Origin of the sequence: Pseudomonas sp. Larv2_ips (genome assembly GCF_963879675.1) — a bacterium.
Lineage (GTDB): Bacteria > Pseudomonadota > Gammaproteobacteria > Pseudomonadales > Pseudomonadaceae > Aquipseudomonas.
Window position 1 is genome coordinate 358,361 of sequence record NZ_CAWOAW010000027.1, and the last position, 19,594, is coordinate 377,954.

Below are 19,594 nucleotides of genomic sequence, written 5' to 3' on the forward strand. Positions count from 1 at the left end.
ATAAGCAAATGTTTCAGCGGATGTGGGCAAGGACGCCCTGAAGCTCATCGAGTGAGTTATACCCGATGACCAATTGCCCTTTGCCTTTCTTGCCATGCCGGATTTGCACCGCAGAGCCCAGCCGCTCGGCCAGGCGCTGCTCGAGGCGCGCAATATCCGGATCAGGTTTGGCCGTTTCGACCGGTGCAGGTTTACCGCTGAGCCACTGGCGAACCAACGCCTCAGTCTGACGAACGGTGAGGCCGCGTGCGACAACGTGTCGCGCCCCTTCAACCTGTTGATTTTCCGGCAAACCGAGCAAAGCACGGGCGTGACCCATTTCCAGGTCGCCGTGGGACAGCATGGTCTTGATGACTTCCGGCAGCGCAATCAGGCGCAACAAGTTGGACACGGTCACACGGGACTTGCCCACCGCATCCGCGACTTCCTGCTGCGTCAGTTTGAATTCCTGTTGCAAGCGCTGCAGGGCGATGGCTTCCTCGATGGGGTTGAGGTCTTCACGCTGGATGTTTTCGATCAACGCCATGGCGATCGCAGTTTCGTCCGGCACATCGCGCACCATCGCCGGGATGGTGTCCTTGCCCGCCTGTTGGCTGGCGCGCCAGCGGCGTTCACCCGCGATGATTTCAAAGCGACCGCCGCCAATCGGGCGCACCACGATCGGCTGCATCACGCCTTGGGCTTTGATCGAATTGGCCAGTTCCTCCAGCGCCTGTGGATCCATGTCCCGGCGCGGCTGGTATTTGCCGCGCTGGATCAGGTCCAGCGGCAGGTGCTGCAGCTCGCGCTCGTCGGCCTGCACCGCTTGTTCTTCAAGCGAAGTGACAGTCGGACCACTCAGCAGTGCATCCAGTCCACGTCCGAGACCTCGTTTCTTGACGGCCATGGGGATTCCTTAAGTTGGCTGGGCTGCAGCGGTGCGTGAGTTGCGGCGTTGACGGCGAACCATCTCGCCGGCCAGTGCCAGGTAGGCAATGGCGCCGCGGGATGACTTGTCGTACGCCAGCGCGGGCATGCCATAGCTTGGCGCTTCGGCCAAACGGATGTTACGTGGGATCACCGTGTCGTAAAGCTGATCGCCAAAGTGCTCTTTGAGCTGCGCCGACACATCATTCATCAGGCTCAGGCGCGGATCGTACATGGTCCGCAACAGGCCTTCGATTTGCAGGTTCGGGTTAAGCAACTCGGCAATACGCTTGATGTTATCCACAAGGTCGCTCAAGCCTTCGAGTGCGAAGTACTCGCACTGCATGGGGATAATCACCCCATCGGCTGCCACCAAGGCGTTCAACGTCAGCATCGACAGCGACGGTGGGCAGTCGATCAAAATGTAATCGTAGTTCTCGCGGATCGGCGCTAGAGCGCTGCGCAGACGGCTTTCTTTCATCTGCATTTCCAGCAGCACCACTTCGGCCGCGGTCAAATCGCGGTTGGCCGGCAGCAGTTGGTAACCACCGTGCTCGGAATAGTGCATGGCCTGGGCCAGGTCACACTCGCCAATCAGCAAGTCGTAGACCGAGTTTTCCAGGCCGTGTTTATCCACACCGCTACCCATGGTGGCGTTGCCCTGTGGATCGAGATCGATCAACAGCACCCGGCGCTTGGTAGCGACCAGGGATGCTGCGAGGTTGATGCAGGTGGTGGTTTTGCCCACGCCACCTTTCTGGTTCGCTATCGCGAATACCTTAGCCATTCTTGCTTGTGTTCCCAATCATGCCGTGCGGCGCAGTATCAGCAGATGGCGTTGGCCTTGGCAACCGGGTACGGCCAAGGCGTGTTCGCTATCGAGGTGGAAGTCTGCCGGCAATGCTAACAGCTCGTCGCTTGGATGAACGCCCTTCATTGCCAGCCAACGGGTGTCGCGGTCGCCTAAGTGGCGGGTCCAGTTGCTGAAGTTGTCCATGCTGCTGAATGCCCGGGAGACAATCCCGTTGAAAGGCTGTTCAGGCACGAAGGCTTCGACGCGACTGTGGATAACATTCAGGTTATCCAGCTTGAGTTCGAGTTTGACCTGGGTCAGGAAGCGGGTTTTCTTGCCGTTGCTGTCCAGGCACGTCACTTGTGACTCTGGAAACAGGATGGCCAGCGGAATGCCAGGCATGCCGCCGCCACTGCCAACGTCCAACCAACGGCCGTTTTCGATAAAAGGCATCACGCTCAGGCTGTCGAGCAGGTGACGCGAGACCATTTCGTCCGGGTCGCGCACCGCTGTGAGGTTGTAAGCCTTGTTCCATTTGATCAACAGGGCCAGATAGCCCAACAGCAAGTCGTGCTGTGCATCGGTCAGGTCCACGCCCAACTGGCGTGCACCTGTGGATAACTCTTCGGCGTGTTGCGAGGTGACCAACGAACTCAAGCGCTTTGCTCCAACTGACGGCCCGCGCCGCGTTTTTTCAAATGAATCATCAACAGCGAAATGGCTGCCGGCGTGACGCCAGGGATGCGTGAAGCCTGGCCGAGTGTTTCCGGACGAGTTATCCCCAGCTTGCTTTGGATTTCTTTCGACAGCCCGGAAATCCCGGTGTAGTCGATGTCCACAGGCAGCCTGGTGTCTTCACTGGCGCGCAAGCGAGCGATCTCGTCCTGTTGGCGGTCAATGTAACCGGCGTATTTGGTCTTGATTTCAACCTGCTCGGCGACCTGTGGGTCTTCGGCACCGTGACCGGTCACTTCGACCAGGCCAGCGTAGTCGATTTCCGGACGGGACAGCAGGTTCAGCAAGTTGTATTCGTGGGTCAGCGGCGTGCCGAATTTTTCGGCAATCGCGTCGCCTTGCTCGGTGCCGGGGCGAACCCAGGTACTTTTCAGGCGCTGCTCTTCCAGCGTGATGCTTTCGCGTTTTTTGCAGAAGGCGGCCCAGCGCGCGTCGTCGACCAAACCCAGTTCGCGACCTTTTTCGGTCAGGCGCAGGTCGGCGTTGTCTTCGCGCAGGATCAGGCGATATTCGGCCCGGGACGTAAACATCCGGTACGGTTCCTGAGTCCCGAGAGTAATCAGGTCGTCGACCAACACACCGATGTACGCCTCGTCGCGGCGCGGGCACCAGCTGTCTTTGCCTTGTGCACGCAGTGCCGCGTTGGTTCCGGCCAGCAAACCTTGGGCGCCGGCTTCTTCGTAACCGGTGGTGCCGTTGATTTGCCCGGCGAAGAACAGGCCGCCGATCACTTTGGTTTCGAGGCTGTATTTCAGGTCACGCGGGTCGAAGTAGTCGTACTCGATGGCGTAGCCCGGACGCACGATGTGTGCGTTTTCCATGCCGCGAATCGATTGCACGATCTGGATTTGCACGTCGAACGGCAACGACGTGGAAATCCCGTTCGGGTACAGCTCGTGAGTGGTCAAGCCTTCTGGCTCGATAAAGACCTGGTGGCTTTCCTTGTCGGCAAAGCGGTGAATCTTGTCTTCAATCGATGGGCAATAACGAGGGCCAATGCCTTCGATCACACCTGAATACATCGGCGAACGGTCGAGGTTTGCGGCAATGATTTCGTGGGTGCGGGCGTTGGTGTGGGTAATCCAGCAACTGACCTGTTTCGGGTGCTGTTCCTTGGAGCCCATGAACGACATCACCGGGATTGGTGTATCGCCGGCTTGTTCGGTCATCACCGAGAAATCCACAGAACGCCCGTCGATACGCGGCGGGGTCCCGGTTTTCAAGCGGCCGACACGCAACGGCAATTCACGCAGGCGTTTTGCCAGGGCAATCGACGGCGGATCACCGGCGCGACCGCCCGAATAATTCTGCATGCCAATGTGGATAAGTCCGCCGAGGAAAGTACCGGTGGTCAACACCACGGATTCTGCGAAGAAACGCAGACCCATTTGGGTGACAACACCGCGTACCTGGTCTTGTTCGACGATCAGGTCATCCGCTGCTTGCTGAAATATCCACAAGTTCGGCTGGTTTTCCAGGGTTTCACGTACCGCGGCCTTGTAGAGGATGCGGTCAGCTTGTGCCCGGGTAGCCCGAACGGCTGGGCCTTTGCGGCTGTTGAGCACGCGAAATTGAATGCCACCTTTGTCGGTAGCCATGGCCATCACACCGCCAAGGGCATCGATTTCCTTGACCAGATGGCTTTTGCCGATCCCACCAATGGCGGGGTTGCAACTCATGGCACCGAGGGTTTCCACGTTGTGCGTCAGCAACAGGGTTTTTACGCCCATGCGTGCTGAGGCCAGTGCTGCCTCGGTACCGGCATGACCGCCGCCGATGACGATCACTTCAAAACGGGAAGGGAAATCCACCACGCACCTCGTGCCTGCTTATGTAGGTAATCAGGAATTGATTGTTGAAAGAGTTTTAGAGCTTTGGCGGCAAGTATAGGGACTTAGCCCTTCCTAAAGAACCCTTTGCACAAAATTTAACCAGCTGTGGATGAATCACAGACAATAGAAATTAAAAGAGAGAAATTTATAAGATCTTTGTTTTTATGTTTATTTCTACTGAGCCTACTTTCTGTGGATAGATCTCTACAGGCCTTTATTTACTTTATGTACAGAGATTCAAAAGTCTGTGGTCATGTGCCAATGAGGCCATTGGATAAGTGCTTTAAGCCTGTGGATTAAACAGGTGGTTATCCACAAGGGGGTTTTTACTCAGGTTTCAAGCCCTGTTATCAACTGGGCACAGGGGCGGTTATTCACAGGGCTTAATCCACAGAAATCGCGTATTTCACCCACGGAGAAGCCACCGCTTTTTTTGAACCCAGTGAGGAATGCTGAAAAAAGAGAGCTATTGTGAGAAACAGACGGCGCAGTTAATAATAGCGATTATCATTAACCTGCCTTAACGCGCCCTATGCCACCTTCACACACGGCTGCAGTCCAGCACATCTATGAGCATCACCATTCGTGGCTGCAGGGATGGCTCAACGGTAAATTGCATAACGCTTGCGATGCGGCCGATGTGGCACACGATACTTTCGTGCGTATTTTGGGCGGGCGCAATGCGGCGCAGATCCTTGAACCCAGGCACTACCTGGCAACCATTGCCAGGGGCTTGGTTATTGATCGTTATCGCCGGCATGCAATTGAACGCGCTTATCAACAGTCGCTGGCCGATCACCCTGAAGCTGTCGCCATCAGTGAAGAAGACAAGGCCATCATCATTGAAACGCTGGTAGCTGTGGATAAAGCTCTGGCTGATCTGGGCGATCGGGCCCGGCGCATTTTCATGCTGTCGCAGATCGAAGGCCTGACTTATCAACAGATCGCCGACCAGTTGCAGGTGTCCCTGACCACTGTGAAGAAACACATGATCCGCGCGCTTACCGAGTGTTCACTGATCATGGCCAGCCTGTAATGGTTGCCCCGGATCGAAAGGTCTTCGAAGCCGCTGCCACTTGGTATGTGCAGTTTCAGTCACAGCCGCCAACGCCTGCTGAACACTGTGCCTGGCAACAATGGCTCAATGACGACCCGGCACACTTGGCAGCGTGGAAACAGATGGAACGGCTGCAACGCAGCCTGGGCACCCTGCCTCAGGATCTTACCCGTCGCGCCTTATCGGCCACGCAGCAACGACGGCAGGTACTCAAGTGGATGCTGGTGCTCGGCGGCACCGGCTACCTGGGCTGGAATGTTCAACACGCGCCTTCCCTGGGCAACGTGTGGGCGGACTACCGCACGCGCATCGGCGAACGGCGCCGGATCGAACTGGCCGATGGCACTCAAATAGACCTCAACACCGGCACCGCCATTGATGTGGAGTTTGACGGGCGCCAGCGTTTGATCCGCCTGCGCGAAGGCGAAGTGCTTATCCACACCGGAAAGCTGGGTGGGCAGACGCCCTTTTATGTTGAAACCCGCCAGGGCCGAGTTCAGGCATTGGGAACCTGGTTTACCGTGCGCCAACTGGCAGATTCGACGCGAGTTGGCGTACTGGAGGACCGGGTGAGCGTCTCGCCTGCCGACCAACCTGATCGCACTCGGCTGCTGGCGGCCGGCGAAAGCGTTGACTTCGACCGGGAAAATGTCGGCTCCAACCACGCCTATCCCCGAACTCAAGCGGCTTGGGTCGATGGCCAAGTGATCGTCCTGGATGCGCGACTTGGGGATCTGATCGACGACCTGGCACGCTATCGCTCAGGTGTTCTGCAGTGCGATCCCGCCTCGGCGCACCTGCGAGTTTCGGGCACGTTCCGCCTCGACGCTACCGATGCAGTACTGGCTAACCTGCAAGCTACGCTGCCGATCCAGGTGAAATATTTCACCCGCTATTGGGTTTCGGTGACGCGCGTTGCTTGAGCGCAAAAAATAATCCACAGGGGGGTTATCTTTTTTTTACCTGGCCCGGCCCTACAGGTAATCACGACGCTACCTTCAGGGCTTATCTACCTATGCGCCTTCCCACCAAACTCCGCCAGCAACTCTGTTACCACGGCATGAGCTACGGTTTATTGCTGTCTACGGCCGCCACCGCCGGTGCCTTTTTGTCCACAGGCGCCCTGGCAGCCAGTGCCACGCATTACACCATTGCCGCGGGGCCCCTCGATGCAGCGGTAAGCCAATTTGCCGCCAAGGCCAACGTGATCCTGTCCTTCTCACCCCAGCAGACTGCGCGCTTGAATACGCCGGGGCTGGAAGGTGACTATTCGGTGGATCAAGGCTTTGCGCTATTGCTGCAAAACTCGGGGTTACAAGCCGTAACGCAGGCGCCCGGAAGCTATGTACTTCAGGCCTCGCAAGATGGGCCATTGACGCTCGCCCCCACCACCGTCAGCACTTATCAACAGGCCGGTTTCAATCAGGACATTGCCGGTGATGTTGGCTATAAGGCGCAAAACAGCCGCGTCGGTACCAAAACCAGCACGGCACTGTCGGAAACCCCGCGCTCGGTATCGGTGGTCACAGGCCAACGCATCAAGGACCAGAAGTCGCAGACGCTGACGGAGGTGCTGGGGTATGTGCCGGGGATCTTCGCGCCACCGTTCGCCGCCGGCGATAGCCTCGCGGGCGACCTGTTTTTCATTCGTGGTTTCAACGCCACGGATTATGGCTACGGCCTGTTGCGCGATGGCCTTCGTGTGCAGGGCAATCGGTATGACACCACCAGTGAACCCTATGGCCTGGAGCGCGTAGAGATTTTCCGCGGCCCTTCTTCCCTGCTCTATGGGGAAAACGCGCCCGGCGGGTTGGTCAACCTGGTCAGCAAACACCCCACCGCCACGCCTCAAGGCGAAGTGCAATTGGGTTACGGCTCCAACAATCGGCGCCAGCTGGGTGTGGATATCTCGGGGCCACTCAATGACAGTGACAACGTCCTGGGCCGCGTGGTCATGTTGGGTCGAAAATCCGACACTCAGACCGACCACGTGCCCGATGATCGCCTGTACATCGCGCCATCGCTGACCTTGAACTTTGATGACTACAACACGCTGACGCTGCTGACCAACTATCAGAAGGACCACACCAATCTGGAACTGGGCCTGCCCGCGGCCGGCACTTTACTGACAAACCCTAACGGCAAGCTGTCCAAACACACCATGCTCGGCGACCCGGACTGGAACACGTTCGAACGCGAAGCCTGGAGCGCCGGTTACGAGTTCAGCCACAGTTTCAATGACGATTGGCAGTTCCGACAGAACTCGCGCTACATGCAGTCGCGCATCAACCGTCATGAAACCTGGCCCGGCGCGCTGAACAATCGCGGCTTTGGCACCCAGCTGAACATGACCGCCTACGACCGCTACAACAAGTCGATGGTGTATTCCCTGGATAACCAGCTCGAAGGCAAATTTCAGGTGGGTGACCTGGAAAATACCCTGCTGGTTGGCGCCAGCTACGACCGCACCTCGTTCAATCAGGACTGGGATGCGGGCTTCGCCGGCACCATCAATGTGTATAACCCGGTCTACCTGCGTGACCCGCTCACCCCAATCGCGGTACAGAACACCCTGCTCGAACAGCAGATGAAAGGCGTTTATGCACAGGTCCAAAGCAAATACGACCACTGGTTGTTCCTGCTCGGCGGTCGCCAGGATTGGGTCGACAGTGATTTTCGCGACAAGGTGAACAAAGCCAGCAACACAGGCTCCGACGACAAGAAGTTCACGTATCAGGGTGGAGTGATGTACCAGTTCGACAACGGCCTGACGCCGTATGTCAGCTATTCCACCGCCTTCGTCCCGGTGCAGCAGATTTCCAACGCGGGTTCACCGCTAAAGCCGATCACCAGCAGCCAGTACGAAGTGGGGGTGAAGTACGAGCCGATTGGCTGGGACACCGCCATGACGCTGTCGGTGTATGACCTGCGCAAGCAGGATGACACCTACCTCGATGCCACCACCAACAGCTATCGCCAAGTGGGCGAAAGCCGCGCCAAAGGTGCGGAGGTGGAAATCAACAGCAACCTTACGCCGAACTTGAACGTCACCGCGGCCTACACCTATACCGATGCAAGGATTACCAAGGATTCCGCGACTTCACTGGTCGAAGGGCGTCAGATGACCGGGGTGCCACGTAACCAGGCGTCCGTGTGGGGCAAGTACCGCTTTCTGGATGGCCAGCTCAAGGGCATGTCCCTGGGTGGCGGTGTGCGCTACTTCGATAGCACTTTTGCCTACACAGCGCCGACGCTGTACGGGAAATTGGATGCCGGAAGCGTGACGTTGGTGGATGCCGCGATTGGTTATCAGCTCGACAAACACTGGTCGGTGGATCTGAACGCGAAGAATCTGTTCGACAAGGAATATGTATCCGGTTGCAACGATGCAGGCCGCTGCTACTGGGGCGACAGTCGGACACTGCTTGGGACGGTTTCCTATAACTGGTAAAGGCGCACAGTAGCCCTGAAGAGCTCAGGCGTTCTTCAGGGCATTGTTGCCGGCAAGCCGGTTCCCATGGGATATGTGGATAACGGGGCTATTTGCCGATGCAGAAACTGGAAAAAATCCGTCCCAGCAGATCATCCGAACTGAATGCGCCAGTGATCTCGCCCAGCAGCTGCTGTGCCTGACGTAAATCCTCAGCCAGCAGCTCCCCTGCCCCCGCCAAGGTCAGCTGCGCCCGACCGTGCTCCAGCGCCGCGCTGGCATGGCGCAACGCCTCCAGATGCCTGCGACGTGCACTGAAGCTGCTTTCCGAGGTTTGCTCATAGCCCATGCAGGCTTTGAGGTGGTCGCGCAGCAGTTCCAGGCCATCGCCGGCCGACTTCGCACTCAAGCTGATGGTGACATGGCCATCCTCGCTGGTTTCCATGGCAATAGCTTCGCCGGTCAGGTCGGCCTTGTTGCGAATCAAGGTGACCTTGGCCGGGTCCGGCCGTTGCTCGAGAAATTCCGGCCACAAGGCAAAAGGATCCACAGCCTCTGGCGCGGTGGCATCCACCACCAGCAGCACTCGATCCGCTTCGCCGATGGCCTTGAGTGCGCGCTCTACGCCAATCTTTTCGACCTGGTCGTCGGTGTCGCGCAAACCTGCGGTGTCGACCACATGCAAGGGCATGCCATCAATGTGGATATGTTCGCGCAAGATATCCCGGGTGGTGCCGGCGATCTCGGTAACAATGGCCGCCTCGCGACCTGCCAGGGCATTGAGCAGGCTCGACTTGCCGGCATTCGGCCGTCCAGCGATCACCACGGTCATGCCATCGCGCAGTAGAGCCCCCTGCCCGGCTTCGCGCAGCACTGTGGATAACTCATCGCGGACCTTGTCGAGCATGGCCAGAACGTGCCCATCGGCGAGGAAGTCGATTTCTTCTTCCGGAAAATCAATTGCTGCCTCGACGTAGATGCGCAAGCTGATCAACTGCTCGGTCAGGTTATGCACACGCAGCGAAAAGGCGCCCTGCAACGAGCGCAATGCGTTGCGCGCGGCCTGTGCAGAACTCGCCTCGATCAAATCGGCAATGGCTTCAGCCTGGGCCAAATCAAGTTTGTCATTGAGGAAAGCCCGTTCGCTGAACTCCCCCGGACGCGCCAGGCGGCAACCCAATTGCAGGCAGCGCTGCAGCAGCATATCCAGCACGACTGGACCACCGTGCCCCTGCAATTCAAGCACGTCTTCGCCGGTGAACGAGTTGGGGCCGGGAAAATACAGCGCCAGGCCTTCATCCAGTACGGTTGCATCGGCGTCCAGAAAAGGGCCGTAGTGGGCGTAGCGCGGTTTCAACTCGCGGCCGCTGATGGCCTGGGCCGCATAACCGGCGAGCGGCCCGGAAATTCGAACGATACCGACGCCGCCGCGACCTTGAGCGGTAGCGACAGCAGCGATGGTTTCACGAGGAGCGCTCATCAGCAGGTTCCAGAACAAAAGTGACGGAAAGCAAAACGCCCCACTAGGGGGCGTCTTGAGTGGTTATCCACAGAGTAAATTACGCCGCAGCTTTTTTGGTAGCCGCTTCGATTTTACGTGTGATGTACCACTGTTGAGAGATCGACAGGCAGTTGTTGACGACCCAGTACAGCACCAGACCAGCAGGGAACCACAGGAAGAAGAAGGTGAAGATGATTGGCATCATTTTCATCACTTTGGCCTGCATCGGATCCGGCGGAGTCGGGTTCAAACGCTGCTGGATGAACATGGTCGCGCCCATGATGATCGGCAGGATAAAGAACGGGTCTTTGATCGACAGGTCAGTTATCCACAGCATGAACGGAGCCTGGCGCATTTCCACGCTTTCCAGGAGTACCCAGTAAAGCGACAGGAATACCGGCATCTGCACCAGAATCGGCAAGCAACCACCCAGCGGGTTGATCTTCTCTTTCTTGTACAGCTCCATCATTGCTTGCGACATTTTCTGCCGGTCATCGCCATGTTGCTCTTTCAGCGCGGCCAGTTTCGGGGCCACGGCACGCATACGTGCCATCGACTTGTAGCTGGCGGCCGACAGAGGGAAGAAGATCCCCTTGATCAGCATGGTCAGCAAGATGATCGAGAAACCCCAGTTACCGACGATGCTGTGGATATGTTGCAGCAGCCAGAAAATTGGCTGGGCAATGAACCACAAAATCCCGTAATCCACAGTCAGTTCCAGACCTGGGGACAACTCTTTCAGCACAGCCTGGCTTTTCGGGCCGGCGTACAGCGTGGCGCTGGTTTCAGCCTTGGCACCTGGTGCGACGGTCAACGCCGGGCCAGTAAAACCAATGATGTAGTTGCCTTGGCTGTCTTTGCGGGTTTGAACCAGGTTGGCTTCACCCTTGTTCGGGATCCATGCGGTCACGAAGTAGTGTTGCAACCAGGCAACCCAGCCGCCTTGTACAGTTTCTTTCAACGCGCCCTTGTCGATATCTTTCATCGACACTTTTTTGTACGGCTCGCTACTTGTCCACAGGGCAGCGCCCAGGTAAGTCGCGGTGCCGGTGGCAGTGCTGGAAGATGGATCGGCGCTGTTGTCACGCTTGAGCTGGGCAAACAGGTTGCCGCTCCATGGCTTGGCGCTTTCGTTGTCAATCAGATAAGTGACTTTCAGATCGTACAAACCGCGGGTAAAGCTGAAACGCTTGATGTAGTTGACGCCGTCCTGACTGAATTTCAGGTCAACGTTCAACTGGTTCTGGCCGTCAGCCAGTTGATAAGTCTTCTGTTCGGTCGAATAAACCGGACGACCGGTAGCACGAGCATCCGGACCGTCAGTGCCAGTCAGGCCGCTTTGTGCCAGATAAGTGCGTTCACCACCGTTGTCGAACAGTTGGAACGGCACATCTGGATGGTCTTGGCGACGTGGATACAGCGGCAGTTTCAACTGCGCGATATCACCACCTTGTGGGTCGATAGCCAGGTCGAGCACATCCGTTTTCACGTGGATGAGGTCTTTGTTGGTGACCACTGGTGTTTCTAGAGGGGCGCTTGTCTCGCCATTCGCGCTGGGAACATCGGCACTCGCGGACGCATTGTTACCCAACGGGGTGTCCGGAATAGCCGGCGCAGCCTGATTGGCAGCAACATTCTGAGTCGGCAGGGCAGCCTGGCCGTAGTCCTGGTTCCACTTAAGAACCATGACGTAGGACACGATTGCCAGGGCGACGATCAGGATCGTGCGTTTAATATCCATGATTACTCGGCCATCGAAGAAGAACGGGAGGTAGGGATAGGTGGAACCGGGTCAAAACCACCGGGATTCCACGGATGACAGCGGCCTAAACGACGAAAGGCCAGCCAGCCACCGCGCAGAAGACCATGATTTTCTATGGCCTCTAACGCGTAGCAGGAACAACTGGGGTAGAAACGACAGTGGTCGGCCATCAGAGGACTAATGGCATAACGGTAAAACTGGATCGGAACGAGGGCCAGTTTACGCATTGGTGCTGTCTACCCCTACAGTTTCGGTGCTGACTGCTGGTGCTGGCTTGTTGGTACGCGCCAAACGTTTCCAGAGCTTGCCGAAATGCTGAATCAATTCGGGGTTTTCTACGTCCCCCAAGCCTTTGCGCGCGACGATAACAATATCCCAACCAACCAGAGTTTCCTGGTGGAGGCGAAACGATTCGCGCATCAGACGCTTGAGGCGATTGCGCTCAACGGAGAGCTTTACGCTCTTCTTGCCGATCACCAACCCGAGGCGGGGGTGATCCAGATCGTTGTTACGCGCAAGGAGCAGGAGATTTTTCCCCGGAACCTTGCCGGTGGGGGAGTCAAAGACTGCCTTGAAATGCCGGGGGGTTAGCAGACGCTTTTCCCGACTGAAGTCCTGACTCACCACCAGTACCGGATTATCAAACTGCCAGACGCGCACGACCTTTGGCGCGGCGACGCGACAGGACAGCACGGCCGTTCTTGGTGGCCATGCGAGCACGGAAGCCGTGAGTACGGGCGCGTTTGATGGTGCTTGGTTGGAAAGTACGTTTCATGGCGTTGTTACCTGGTTCGTCCACAACGGGCCGGAATGGCCCCCGTTTTAAGAGACCGGCGATTCTAGAGAAAGCAAGCCTCTAGGTCAATTTCCAACCAGCTTTTCCTTTAATTAGATCTCTGCAGGCGATTGGGCCTTTTCGGCTCGCCCGGCTTTCATGAGCAATGCCATAGATATAAAAATAAAGAAGGAAGTTATTTAAAGCTTTTCTGTAAAGCTTATAAAAGCTAGGGAGGCGATCCTCTGTGGATAACTGCTCTGAGCCCATATTCCACCTGATGTACAGAGAATGACAACTAGGGGGAGAAACGGTGCTCTGCCTGTGCTGCGCTGTCGGATAACCTGTGCGTGGAATGGGTTGTTATCCACAGGCCAGTTACCCACAGACTTTCGACCCCACTTGTACAACGAGCTTAGGTGCGCTTATCCACAGAGCTTATGCACAGACCATTGGTCGGCTTTTTTGCGCTTAACGCATTGATTTTGGGTGCCCTGTGAGCAACCTACATGTGGATAAGTGGGCGGCTGGCCGCTACAATGGCGGCTGTTTTTGCCTCACCGGCTTTCAACTTAGGGGATATCCGTGTCAGTGGAACTTTGGCAGCAGTGCGTGGAGCTTTTGCGCGAAGAGCTGCCTGCCCAGCAATTCAACACCTGGATCCGTCCGCTACAGGTCGAAGCCGAAGGCGACGAGTTGCGCGTCTACGCGCCGAATCGTTTTGTTCTCGATTGGGTTAATGAGAAGTACCTGAGCCGCGTTCTCGAATTGCTCGACGAACACGGCAATGGCCTCGCGCCCGTACTCTCCCTGTTAATAGGCAGCAAACGTAGCTCTGCCCCGCGTGCCGCGCCGAATGCACCGTTGGCAGCGAGCGCCTCGCAGGCTCAGGCCGCGGCCGCGCCTGTTAATAACTCGCCAGCACCCGTCGCCCAGACGCCTTCCAAATCATCGGCGCAGAAAAACGCGCCTATAAATGAAGAACCGTCCCGCGACAGTTTCGACCCAATGGCCGGCGCCAGCTCGCAGCAAGCACCGGTACGCGCCGAACAGCGCACCGTGCAGGTCGAGGGTGCGCTCAAGCACACCAGCTACCTGAACCGTACGTTCACCTTTGAAAACTTCGTCGAAGGTAAATCCAACCAGTTGGCCCGCGCGGCCGCCTGGCAAGTCGCCGACAACCCCAAGCATGGTTACAACCCGCTCTTCCTTTATGGTGGCGTCGGCTTGGGTAAAACCCACTTGATGCACGCTGTGGGTAATCACCTATTAAAGAAGAACCCGAATGCCAAGGTTGTGTACCTGCACTCGGAGCGCTTCGTCGCTGATATGGTCAAGGCCTTGCAGCTCAACGCAATCAACGAGTTCAAGCGGTTCTACCGCTCGGTTGATGCGTTGCTGATCGATGACATTCAATTTTTCGCCCGTAAGGAACGTTCTCAGGAAGAGTTTTTCCACACCTTCAACGCCTTGCTCGAGGGCGGTCAGCAGGTCATCTTGACCAGCGACCGTTACCCGAAGGAAATCGAAGGCCTGGAAGAACGTTTGAAGTCACGCTTCGGCTGGGGCCTGACCGTTGCGGTAGAACCGCCGGAGCTGGAAACCCGCGTCGCGATCCTGATGAAAAAGGCAGACCAGGCGAAAGTTGATCTGCCACACGATGCAGCTTTCTTCATTGCTCAACGCATTCGTTCCAACGTGCGTGAGCTCGAAGGCGCGCTCAAGCGGGTCATTGCTCACTCGCACTTTATGGGCCGCGATATCACCATCGAGTTGATCCGCGAATCCCTCAAAGACTTGTTGGCCTTGCAAGATAAGCTGGTGAGTGTGGATAACATCCAGCGCACGGTGGCTGAGTACTACAAAATCAAGATTTCCGACCTGTTGTCCAAGCGCCGTTCGCGCTCGGTGGCACGTCCACGTCAGGTGGCGATGGCGCTCTCCAAAGAGCTGACCAACCACAGCCTGCCGGAAATCGGTGATGTGTTTGGCGGTCGCGACCACACCACGGTCTTGCACGCGTGCCGCAAGATCAACGAACTTAAGGAATCCGACGCGGATATTCGCGAGGACTACAAGAACCTGCTGCGAACACTGACTACGTGATGACACCAGCGCAGCTTATTAAGGCAAGGGACTAGACCATGCATTTCACCATTCAACGCGAAGCCCTGTTGAAACCCCTGCAACTGGTCGCAGGCGTCGTCGAGCGCCGACAGACCTTGCCGGTGCTTTCCAACGTATTGCTGGTTGTCGAAGGCCAGCAATTGTCTTTGACCGGTACCGACCTTGAGGTCGAGCTGGTTGGTCGCGTACAGCTGGAAGAGCCTGCAGAGCCGGGCGAGATCACCGTACCTGCGCGCAAGCTGATGGACATCTGCAAAAGCTTGCCAAACGAAGCGCTGATCGACATCAAGGTCGATGAGCAGAAGTTGGTGGTCAAGGCCGGCCGCAGTCGCTTTACGCTGTCCACCTTGCCAGCCAATGACTTCCCGACCGTCGAAGAAGGTCCGGGCTCGCTGACTTGCAGCCTGGAACAAAGCAAACTGCGCCGTTTGATCGAGCGCACCAGCTTCGCCATGGCCCAGCAGGACGTGCGCTACTACCTCAACGGTATGTTGCTGGAAGTCTCTGAAGGCATCATCCGCGCCGTGGCCACCGACGGTCACCGTCTGGCGATGTGCTCGATGCGCGCTGATATTGGTCAGCCAGATCGCCACCAAGTTATTGTCCCGCGTAAAGGTATCCTCGAATTGGCGCGTCTGCTCACCGAGCCGGACGGTAACGTCAGCATCGTCCTGGGCCAGCACCACATTCGCGCCACTACCAGCGAATTCACCTTCACCTCCAAGTTGGTCGACGGCAAGTTCCCGGATTACGAGCGCGTGCTGCCTAAAGGTGGCGACAAGCTGGTGATCGGCGATCGTCAGGCCTTGCGCGAAGCGTTCAGCCGTACCGCGATTCTGTCGAACGAAAAGTACCGCGGTATCCGTCTGCAACTGGCCAACGGTCAGCTGAAAATTCAGGCGAATAACCCCGAGCAGGAAGAAGCGGAAGAAGAAGTAGGCGTTGATTACAACGGCGGCTCGCTGGAGATCGGCTTCAACGTGAGCTATTTGTTGGACGTGCTGGGCGTGATGACCACCGAACAGGTTCGCCTGATTCTGTCCGACTCCAACAGCAGCGCCCTGGTGCAAGAATCTGATAACGACGACTCGGCTTACGTAGTTATGCCGATGCGCCTGTAATCATGCTCAGCAGAAGCTAGATGTCCCTTAGTCGCGTCTCGGTCACCGCGGTGCGCAATCTGCACCCGGTGACCTTCTCCCCCTCCCCCCGCATCAATATCCTCCACGGCGCCAACGGCAGTGGCAAAACCAGCGTGCTGGAAGCCATTCATTTGCTGGGGCTCGCCCGTTCTTTTCGCAGTGCACGCCTTTTGCCGGTAATTCAATACGAGCAGTTGGCATGCACGGTATTCGGCCAAGTTGAATTGGCTGAAGGCGGACACAGTAGCCTGGGCATATCCCGTGATCGCGGCGGGGAATTTCAAATTCGCATTGATGGGCAAAATGCGCGCAGCGCGGCGCAGTTGGCGGAAATCCTGCCTTTGCAGCTGATCAACCCCGACAGCTTCCGCCTGCTGGAAGGTGCACCGAAGATCCGCAGGCAGTTCCTCGATTGGGGAGTGTTCCACGTGGAACCGCGTTTCATGGCCACTTGGCAGCGCCTGCAGAAGGCCCTGCGGCAGCGGAACTCATGGCTGCGGCATGGTACACTTGACGCCGCTTCGCAAGCAGCCTGGGACCGGGAACTGTGCCTGGCCAGCGACGAAATAGATGAATACCGCCGCGCCTATATCAAAGCCTTGAAACCAGTCTTTGAGCAGACCTTGAGTGAGTTGTTGGATCTCGAAGGACTGACGCTGAGCTACTACCGTGGTTGGGATAAAGAACGTGAGCTGAGCGCAGTGCTCGCCACGTCCTTGCAACGGGATCAGCAAATTGGCCATACCCAGTCAGGCCCCCAACGGGCTGATCTGCGCCTTAGATTAGGCGCACATAATGCCGCGGATATCTTGTCCCGCGGTCAGCAGAAGTTGGTGGTGTGCGCACTGCGTATCGCCCAGGGGCATTTGGTAAGCCAAGCCCGACGCGGTCAGTGTATTTATCTGGTGGATGACTTGCCGTCCGAACTCGACGAGCAACACCGCCGCGCGTTATGCCGCTTGTTGGAAGACTTACGCTGCCAGGTATTTATTACCTGTGTAGACCACGAATTATTGAGGGAAGGCTGGCAGACGGAAACGCCAGTCGCTTTGTTCCACGTGGAACAAGGCCGTATCACCCAGACCCACGACCATCGGGAGTGAAGGCATGAGCGAAGAAAACACGTACGACTCGACCAGCATTAAAGTGCTGAAAGGTTTGGATGCCGTACGCAAACGTCCCGGTATGTACATTGGCGACACCGATGATGGTAGCGGTCTGCACCACATGGTCTTCGAGGTGGTCGACAACTCCATCGACGAAGCGTTGGCCGGTCACTGCGACGACATCAGCATCATCATCCATCCGGATGAGTCCATCACCGTGCGCGACAATGGTCGCGGCATTCCGGTAGACGTGCACAAAGAAGAAGGCGTTTCGGCGGCAGAGGTCATCATGACCGTGCTCCACGCCGGCGGTAAGTTCGACGACAACTCCTATAAAGTCTCCGGCGGTTTGCACGGTGTAGGTGTGTCGGTAGTGAACGCTTTGTCTGAAGAGCTGATTCTGACCGTTCGCCGTAGCGGCAAGATCTGGGAACAGACTTACGTGCACGGCGTGCCACAAGAGCCGATGAAAATCGTCGGTGACAGCGAATCCACCGGTACGCAGATCCACTTCAAACCATCGGCTGAAACCTTCAAGAATATCCACTTCAGCTGGGACATCCTGGCCAAGCGTATTCGTGAACTGTCCTTCCTCAATTCCGGTGTAGGCATCGTTCTCAAAGACGAGCGCAGCGGCAAGGAAGAGCTGTTCAAGTACGAAGGCGGCCTGCGCGCATTTGTTGAATACCTGAACACCAACAAGACTGCGGTCAACCAGGTGTTCCACTTCAATATCCAGCGTGAAGATGGCATCGGTGTAGAAATCGCCCTGCAGTGGAACGACAGCTTCAACGAGAACCTGTTGTGCTTCACCAACAACATTCCTCAGCGCGATGGCGGTACTCACTTGGTGGGTTTCCGTTCAGCGTTGACGCGTAACCTGAACACTTACATCGAAGCCGAAGGCTTGGCCAAGAAGCACAAGGTGGCCACCACCGGTGACGACGCACGTGAAGGCCTGACCGCGATTATCTCGGTAAAAGTGCCAGATCCTAAGTTCAGCTCCCAGACCAAAGACAAGCTGGTGTCTTCCGAAGTGAAGACCGCTGTGGAACAGGAGATGGGCAAATACTTCTCCGACTTCCTGCTGGAGAACCCGAACGAAGCCAAGCTGGTTGTCGGCAAAATGATCGACGCTGCACGTGCCCGTGAAGCCGCGCGTAAAGCCCGTGAGATGACCCGTCGTAAAGGCGCGCTGGATATCGCCGGCCTGCCGGGCAAACTGGCTGACTGCCAGGAGAAGGACCCTGCCCTCTCCGAGCTGTACCTGGTGGAAGGTGACTCTGCTGGCGGTTCCGCCAAGCAGGGTCGTAACCGTCGCACCCAGGCGATCCTGCCGTTGAAGGGTAAGATCCTCAACGTTGAGAAAGCCCGCTTCGACAAGATGATTTCCTCTCAGGAAGTCGGCACGTTGATCACAGCCCTGGGCTGCGGTATCGGTCGCGACGAGTACAACATCGACAAGTTGCGCTACCACAACATCATCATCATGACTGATGCTGACGTCGACGGTTCGCACATCCGTACCCTGCTGCTGACCTTCTTCTTCCGTCAGCTGCCTGAACTGATCGAGCGTGGCTATATCTACATCGCTCAGCCGCCGTTGTACAAAGTGAAAAAAGGCAAGCAAGAGCAATACATCAAAGACGACGACGCCATGGAAGAGTACATGACGCAGTCGGCCCTGGAAGATGCCAGCCTGCATTTGAACGACGAAGCCCCGGGTATCTCTGGTGAGGCGCTGGAGCGTCTGGTTAACGATTTCCGCATGGTCATGAAGACCCTCAAGCGTCTGTCGCGTCTGTACCCTCAGGAGCTGACCGAGCACTTCATCTACCTGCCGGCCGTCAGCCTGGAGCAGTTGGGCGATCACGCAGCGATGCAGGATTGGCTGGCCCAGTACGAAGTGCGCCTGCGTACCGTCGAGAAGTCTGGCTTGGTGTACAAAGCCAGCCTGCGTGAAGACCGTGAGCGTAATGTGTGGCTGCCAGAGGTCGAACTGATCTCCCACGGCCTGTCGAACTACGTCACCTTCAACCGCGACTTCTTCGGCAGTAACGACTACAAAACCGTCGTTACGCTGGGCGCGCAATTGAGCACCTTGCTGGACGATGGTGCTTACATTCAGCGTGGCGAACGCAAGAAGCAGGTCAAGGAATTCAAAGAAGCCCTTGATTGGCTGATGGCAGAAAGCACCAAGCGTCACACTATTCAGCGATACAAAGGTCTGGGCGAAATGAACCCTGATCAGCTGTGGGAAACCACCATGGACCCAGCTCAGCGTCGCATGTTGCGCGTGACCATCGAAGACGCCATTGGCGCAGACCAGATCTTCAACACCCTGATGGGTGATGCGGTCGAACCTCGCCGTGACTTCATCGAAAGCAATGCCCTGGCAGTGTCCAACCTGGACTTCTGATCAGATCAG

Annotated in this window: 16 protein-coding genes; 7 read left to right on the top strand and 9 right to left on the bottom strand. The window is 57.0% G+C overall.

Features of this window, described 5'->3' with window-relative positions; all coding sequences use genetic code 11:
• Nucleotides 1-13: 13 nt before the first annotated feature.
• Genes AACV02_RS18560 through mnmG form a run of 4 tightly spaced genes read right to left on the bottom strand, consistent with a single transcriptional unit; the run spans nt 14 to nt 4,245 of the window.
• Nucleotides 14-886 carry a ParB/RepB/Spo0J family partition protein gene (locus AACV02_RS18560; protein WP_094949087.1) on the bottom strand — a complete coding sequence of 291 codons (873 nt, stop codon included), beginning with the start codon at nt 884-886 and terminating at the stop codon, nt 14-16.
• Nucleotides 887-895: 9 nt separating this feature from the next.
• Nucleotides 896-1,693 (bottom strand): ParA family protein, encoded by a 798-nt coding sequence (locus AACV02_RS18565; protein WP_017477894.1) that lies wholly within the window; start codon nt 1,691-1,693, stop codon nt 896-898.
• Nucleotides 1,694-1,711: 18 nt separating this feature from the next.
• Entirely contained in the window at nt 1,712-2,356 is a 645-nt protein-coding gene (gene rsmG, locus AACV02_RS18570; protein WP_119741246.1) for a 16S rRNA (guanine(527)-N(7))-methyltransferase RsmG, read from the bottom strand.
• Complete coding sequence (gene mnmG, locus AACV02_RS18575; protein WP_106576078.1) at nt 2,353-4,245, bottom strand: tRNA uridine-5-carboxymethylaminomethyl(34) synthesis enzyme MnmG; 1,893 nt, start codon at nt 4,243-4,245, stop codon at nt 2,353-2,355. Before mnmG ends, rsmG begins: the two co-directional genes overlap by 4 nt.
• Before the next feature lie 553 nt (nt 4,246-4,798).
• Here mnmG and AACV02_RS18580 point away from each other — a divergent pair.
• From AACV02_RS18580 to AACV02_RS18590, 3 genes are all read left to right on the top strand, one after another.
• Complete coding sequence (locus tag AACV02_RS18580; RefSeq protein ID WP_119741248.1) at nt 4,799-5,302, top strand: sigma-70 family RNA polymerase sigma factor; 504 nt, start codon at nt 4,799-4,801, stop codon at nt 5,300-5,302.
• Nucleotides 5,302-6,246: a FecR domain-containing protein gene (locus AACV02_RS18585; protein WP_119741250.1), complete on the top strand. Its 945-nt coding sequence runs from the start codon at nt 5,302-5,304 to the stop codon at nt 6,244-6,246. Before AACV02_RS18580 ends, AACV02_RS18585 begins: the two co-directional genes overlap by 1 nt.
• Before the next feature lie 92 nt (nt 6,247-6,338).
• Nucleotides 6,339-8,774, top strand: coding sequence for a TonB-dependent siderophore receptor (locus AACV02_RS18590; RefSeq protein ID WP_119741252.1), 2,436 nt, complete (start codon nt 6,339-6,341; stop codon nt 8,772-8,774).
• 88 nt (nt 8,775-8,862) lie between these two features.
• Here the strand turns inward: AACV02_RS18590 and mnmE are convergent, their stop codons facing one another.
• From mnmE to rpmH, 5 genes are all read right to left on the bottom strand, one after another.
• The gene (mnmE, locus tag AACV02_RS18595) at nt 8,863-10,233 is read right to left on the bottom strand and encodes a tRNA uridine-5-carboxymethylaminomethyl(34) synthesis GTPase MnmE (RefSeq protein ID WP_106575971.1); all 1,371 of its coding nucleotides are present in this window, start codon (nt 10,231-10,233) and stop codon (nt 8,863-8,865) included.
• Nucleotides 10,234-10,312: 79 nt separating this feature from the next.
• Nucleotides 10,313-11,995, bottom strand: coding sequence for a membrane protein insertase YidC (gene yidC / locus AACV02_RS18600; RefSeq protein ID WP_106575972.1), 1,683 nt, complete (start codon nt 11,993-11,995; stop codon nt 10,313-10,315).
• Nucleotides 11,996-11,997: 2 nt separating this feature from the next.
• Entirely contained in the window at nt 11,998-12,243 is a 246-nt protein-coding gene (yidD, locus tag AACV02_RS18605) for a membrane protein insertion efficiency factor YidD (protein ID WP_073636650.1), read from the bottom strand.
• A complete protein-coding gene (rnpA, locus tag AACV02_RS18610; RefSeq protein ID WP_197629997.1) occupies nt 12,236-12,640 on the bottom strand; it encodes a ribonuclease P protein component in 405 nt (134 codons plus the stop codon). The genes yidD and rnpA overlap by 8 nt, the downstream gene beginning before the upstream one ends.
• A 16-nt stretch (nt 12,641-12,656) precedes the next feature.
• Nucleotides 12,657-12,791 carry a 50S ribosomal protein L34 gene (gene rpmH / locus AACV02_RS18615; RefSeq protein WP_003213577.1) on the bottom strand — a complete coding sequence of 45 codons (135 nt, stop codon included), beginning with the start codon at nt 12,789-12,791 and terminating at the stop codon, nt 12,657-12,659.
• Nucleotides 12,792-13,376: 585 nt separating this feature from the next.
• Here rpmH and dnaA point away from each other — a divergent pair.
• Genes dnaA through gyrB form a run of 4 tightly spaced genes read left to right on the top strand, consistent with a single transcriptional unit; the run spans nt 13,377 to nt 19,585 of the window.
• A complete protein-coding gene (gene dnaA / locus AACV02_RS18620; RefSeq protein ID WP_119741254.1) occupies nt 13,377-14,897 on the top strand; it encodes a chromosomal replication initiator protein DnaA in 1,521 nt (506 codons plus the stop codon).
• A 38-nt stretch (nt 14,898-14,935) separates the two neighbouring features.
• Nucleotides 14,936-16,039 (top strand): DNA polymerase III subunit beta, encoded by a 1,104-nt coding sequence (gene dnaN, locus AACV02_RS18625; RefSeq protein ID WP_083355987.1) that lies wholly within the window; start codon nt 14,936-14,938, stop codon nt 16,037-16,039.
• 20 nt (nt 16,040-16,059) lie between these two features.
• Complete coding sequence (gene recF, locus AACV02_RS18630) at nt 16,060-17,163, top strand: DNA replication/repair protein RecF (protein WP_119741256.1); 1,104 nt, start codon at nt 16,060-16,062, stop codon at nt 17,161-17,163.
• A 4-nt stretch (nt 17,164-17,167) separates the two neighbouring features.
• Complete coding sequence (gene gyrB / locus AACV02_RS18635; RefSeq protein ID WP_106575975.1) at nt 17,168-19,585, top strand: DNA topoisomerase (ATP-hydrolyzing) subunit B; 2,418 nt, start codon at nt 17,168-17,170, stop codon at nt 19,583-19,585.
• The last annotated feature ends 9 nt before the right edge of the window (nt 19,586-19,594 follow it).

Excerpts from the sequence above, each read along its gene's own strand:
- AACV02_RS18560 (WP_094949087.1), bottom strand. The coding sequence starts at position 886 with ATGGCCGTCAAGAAACGAGGTCTCGGACGTGGACTGGATGCACTGCTG.
- AACV02_RS18565 (WP_017477894.1), bottom strand. The coding sequence starts at position 1,693 with ATGGCTAAGGTATTCGCGATAGCGAACCAGAAAGGTGGCGTGGGCAAA.
- AACV02_RS18580 (WP_119741248.1), top strand. The coding sequence starts at position 4,799 with ATGCCACCTTCACACACGGCTGCAGTCCAGCACATCTATGAGCATCAC.
- AACV02_RS18585 (WP_119741250.1), top strand. The coding sequence starts at position 5,302 with ATGGTTGCCCCGGATCGAAAGGTCTTCGAAGCCGCTGCCACTTGGTAT.
- AACV02_RS18590 (WP_119741252.1), top strand. The coding sequence starts at position 6,339 with ATGCGCCTTCCCACCAAACTCCGCCAGCAACTCTGTTACCACGGCATG.
- mnmE (WP_106575971.1), bottom strand. The coding sequence starts at position 10,233 with ATGAGCGCTCCTCGTGAAACCATCGCTGCTGTCGCTACCGCTCAAGGT.
- yidC (WP_106575972.1), bottom strand. The coding sequence starts at position 11,995 with ATGGATATTAAACGCACGATCCTGATCGTCGCCCTGGCAATCGTGTCC.
- yidD (WP_073636650.1), bottom strand. The coding sequence starts at position 12,243 with ATGCGTAAACTGGCCCTCGTTCCGATCCAGTTTTACCGTTATGCCATT.
- rpmH (WP_003213577.1), bottom strand. The coding sequence starts at position 12,791 with ATGAAACGTACTTTCCAACCAAGCACCATCAAACGCGCCCGTACTCAC.
- dnaN (WP_083355987.1), top strand. The coding sequence starts at position 14,936 with ATGCATTTCACCATTCAACGCGAAGCCCTGTTGAAACCCCTGCAACTG.
- recF (WP_119741256.1), top strand. The coding sequence starts at position 16,060 with ATGTCCCTTAGTCGCGTCTCGGTCACCGCGGTGCGCAATCTGCACCCG.
- gyrB (WP_106575975.1), top strand. The coding sequence starts at position 17,168 with ATGAGCGAAGAAAACACGTACGACTCGACCAGCATTAAAGTGCTGAAA.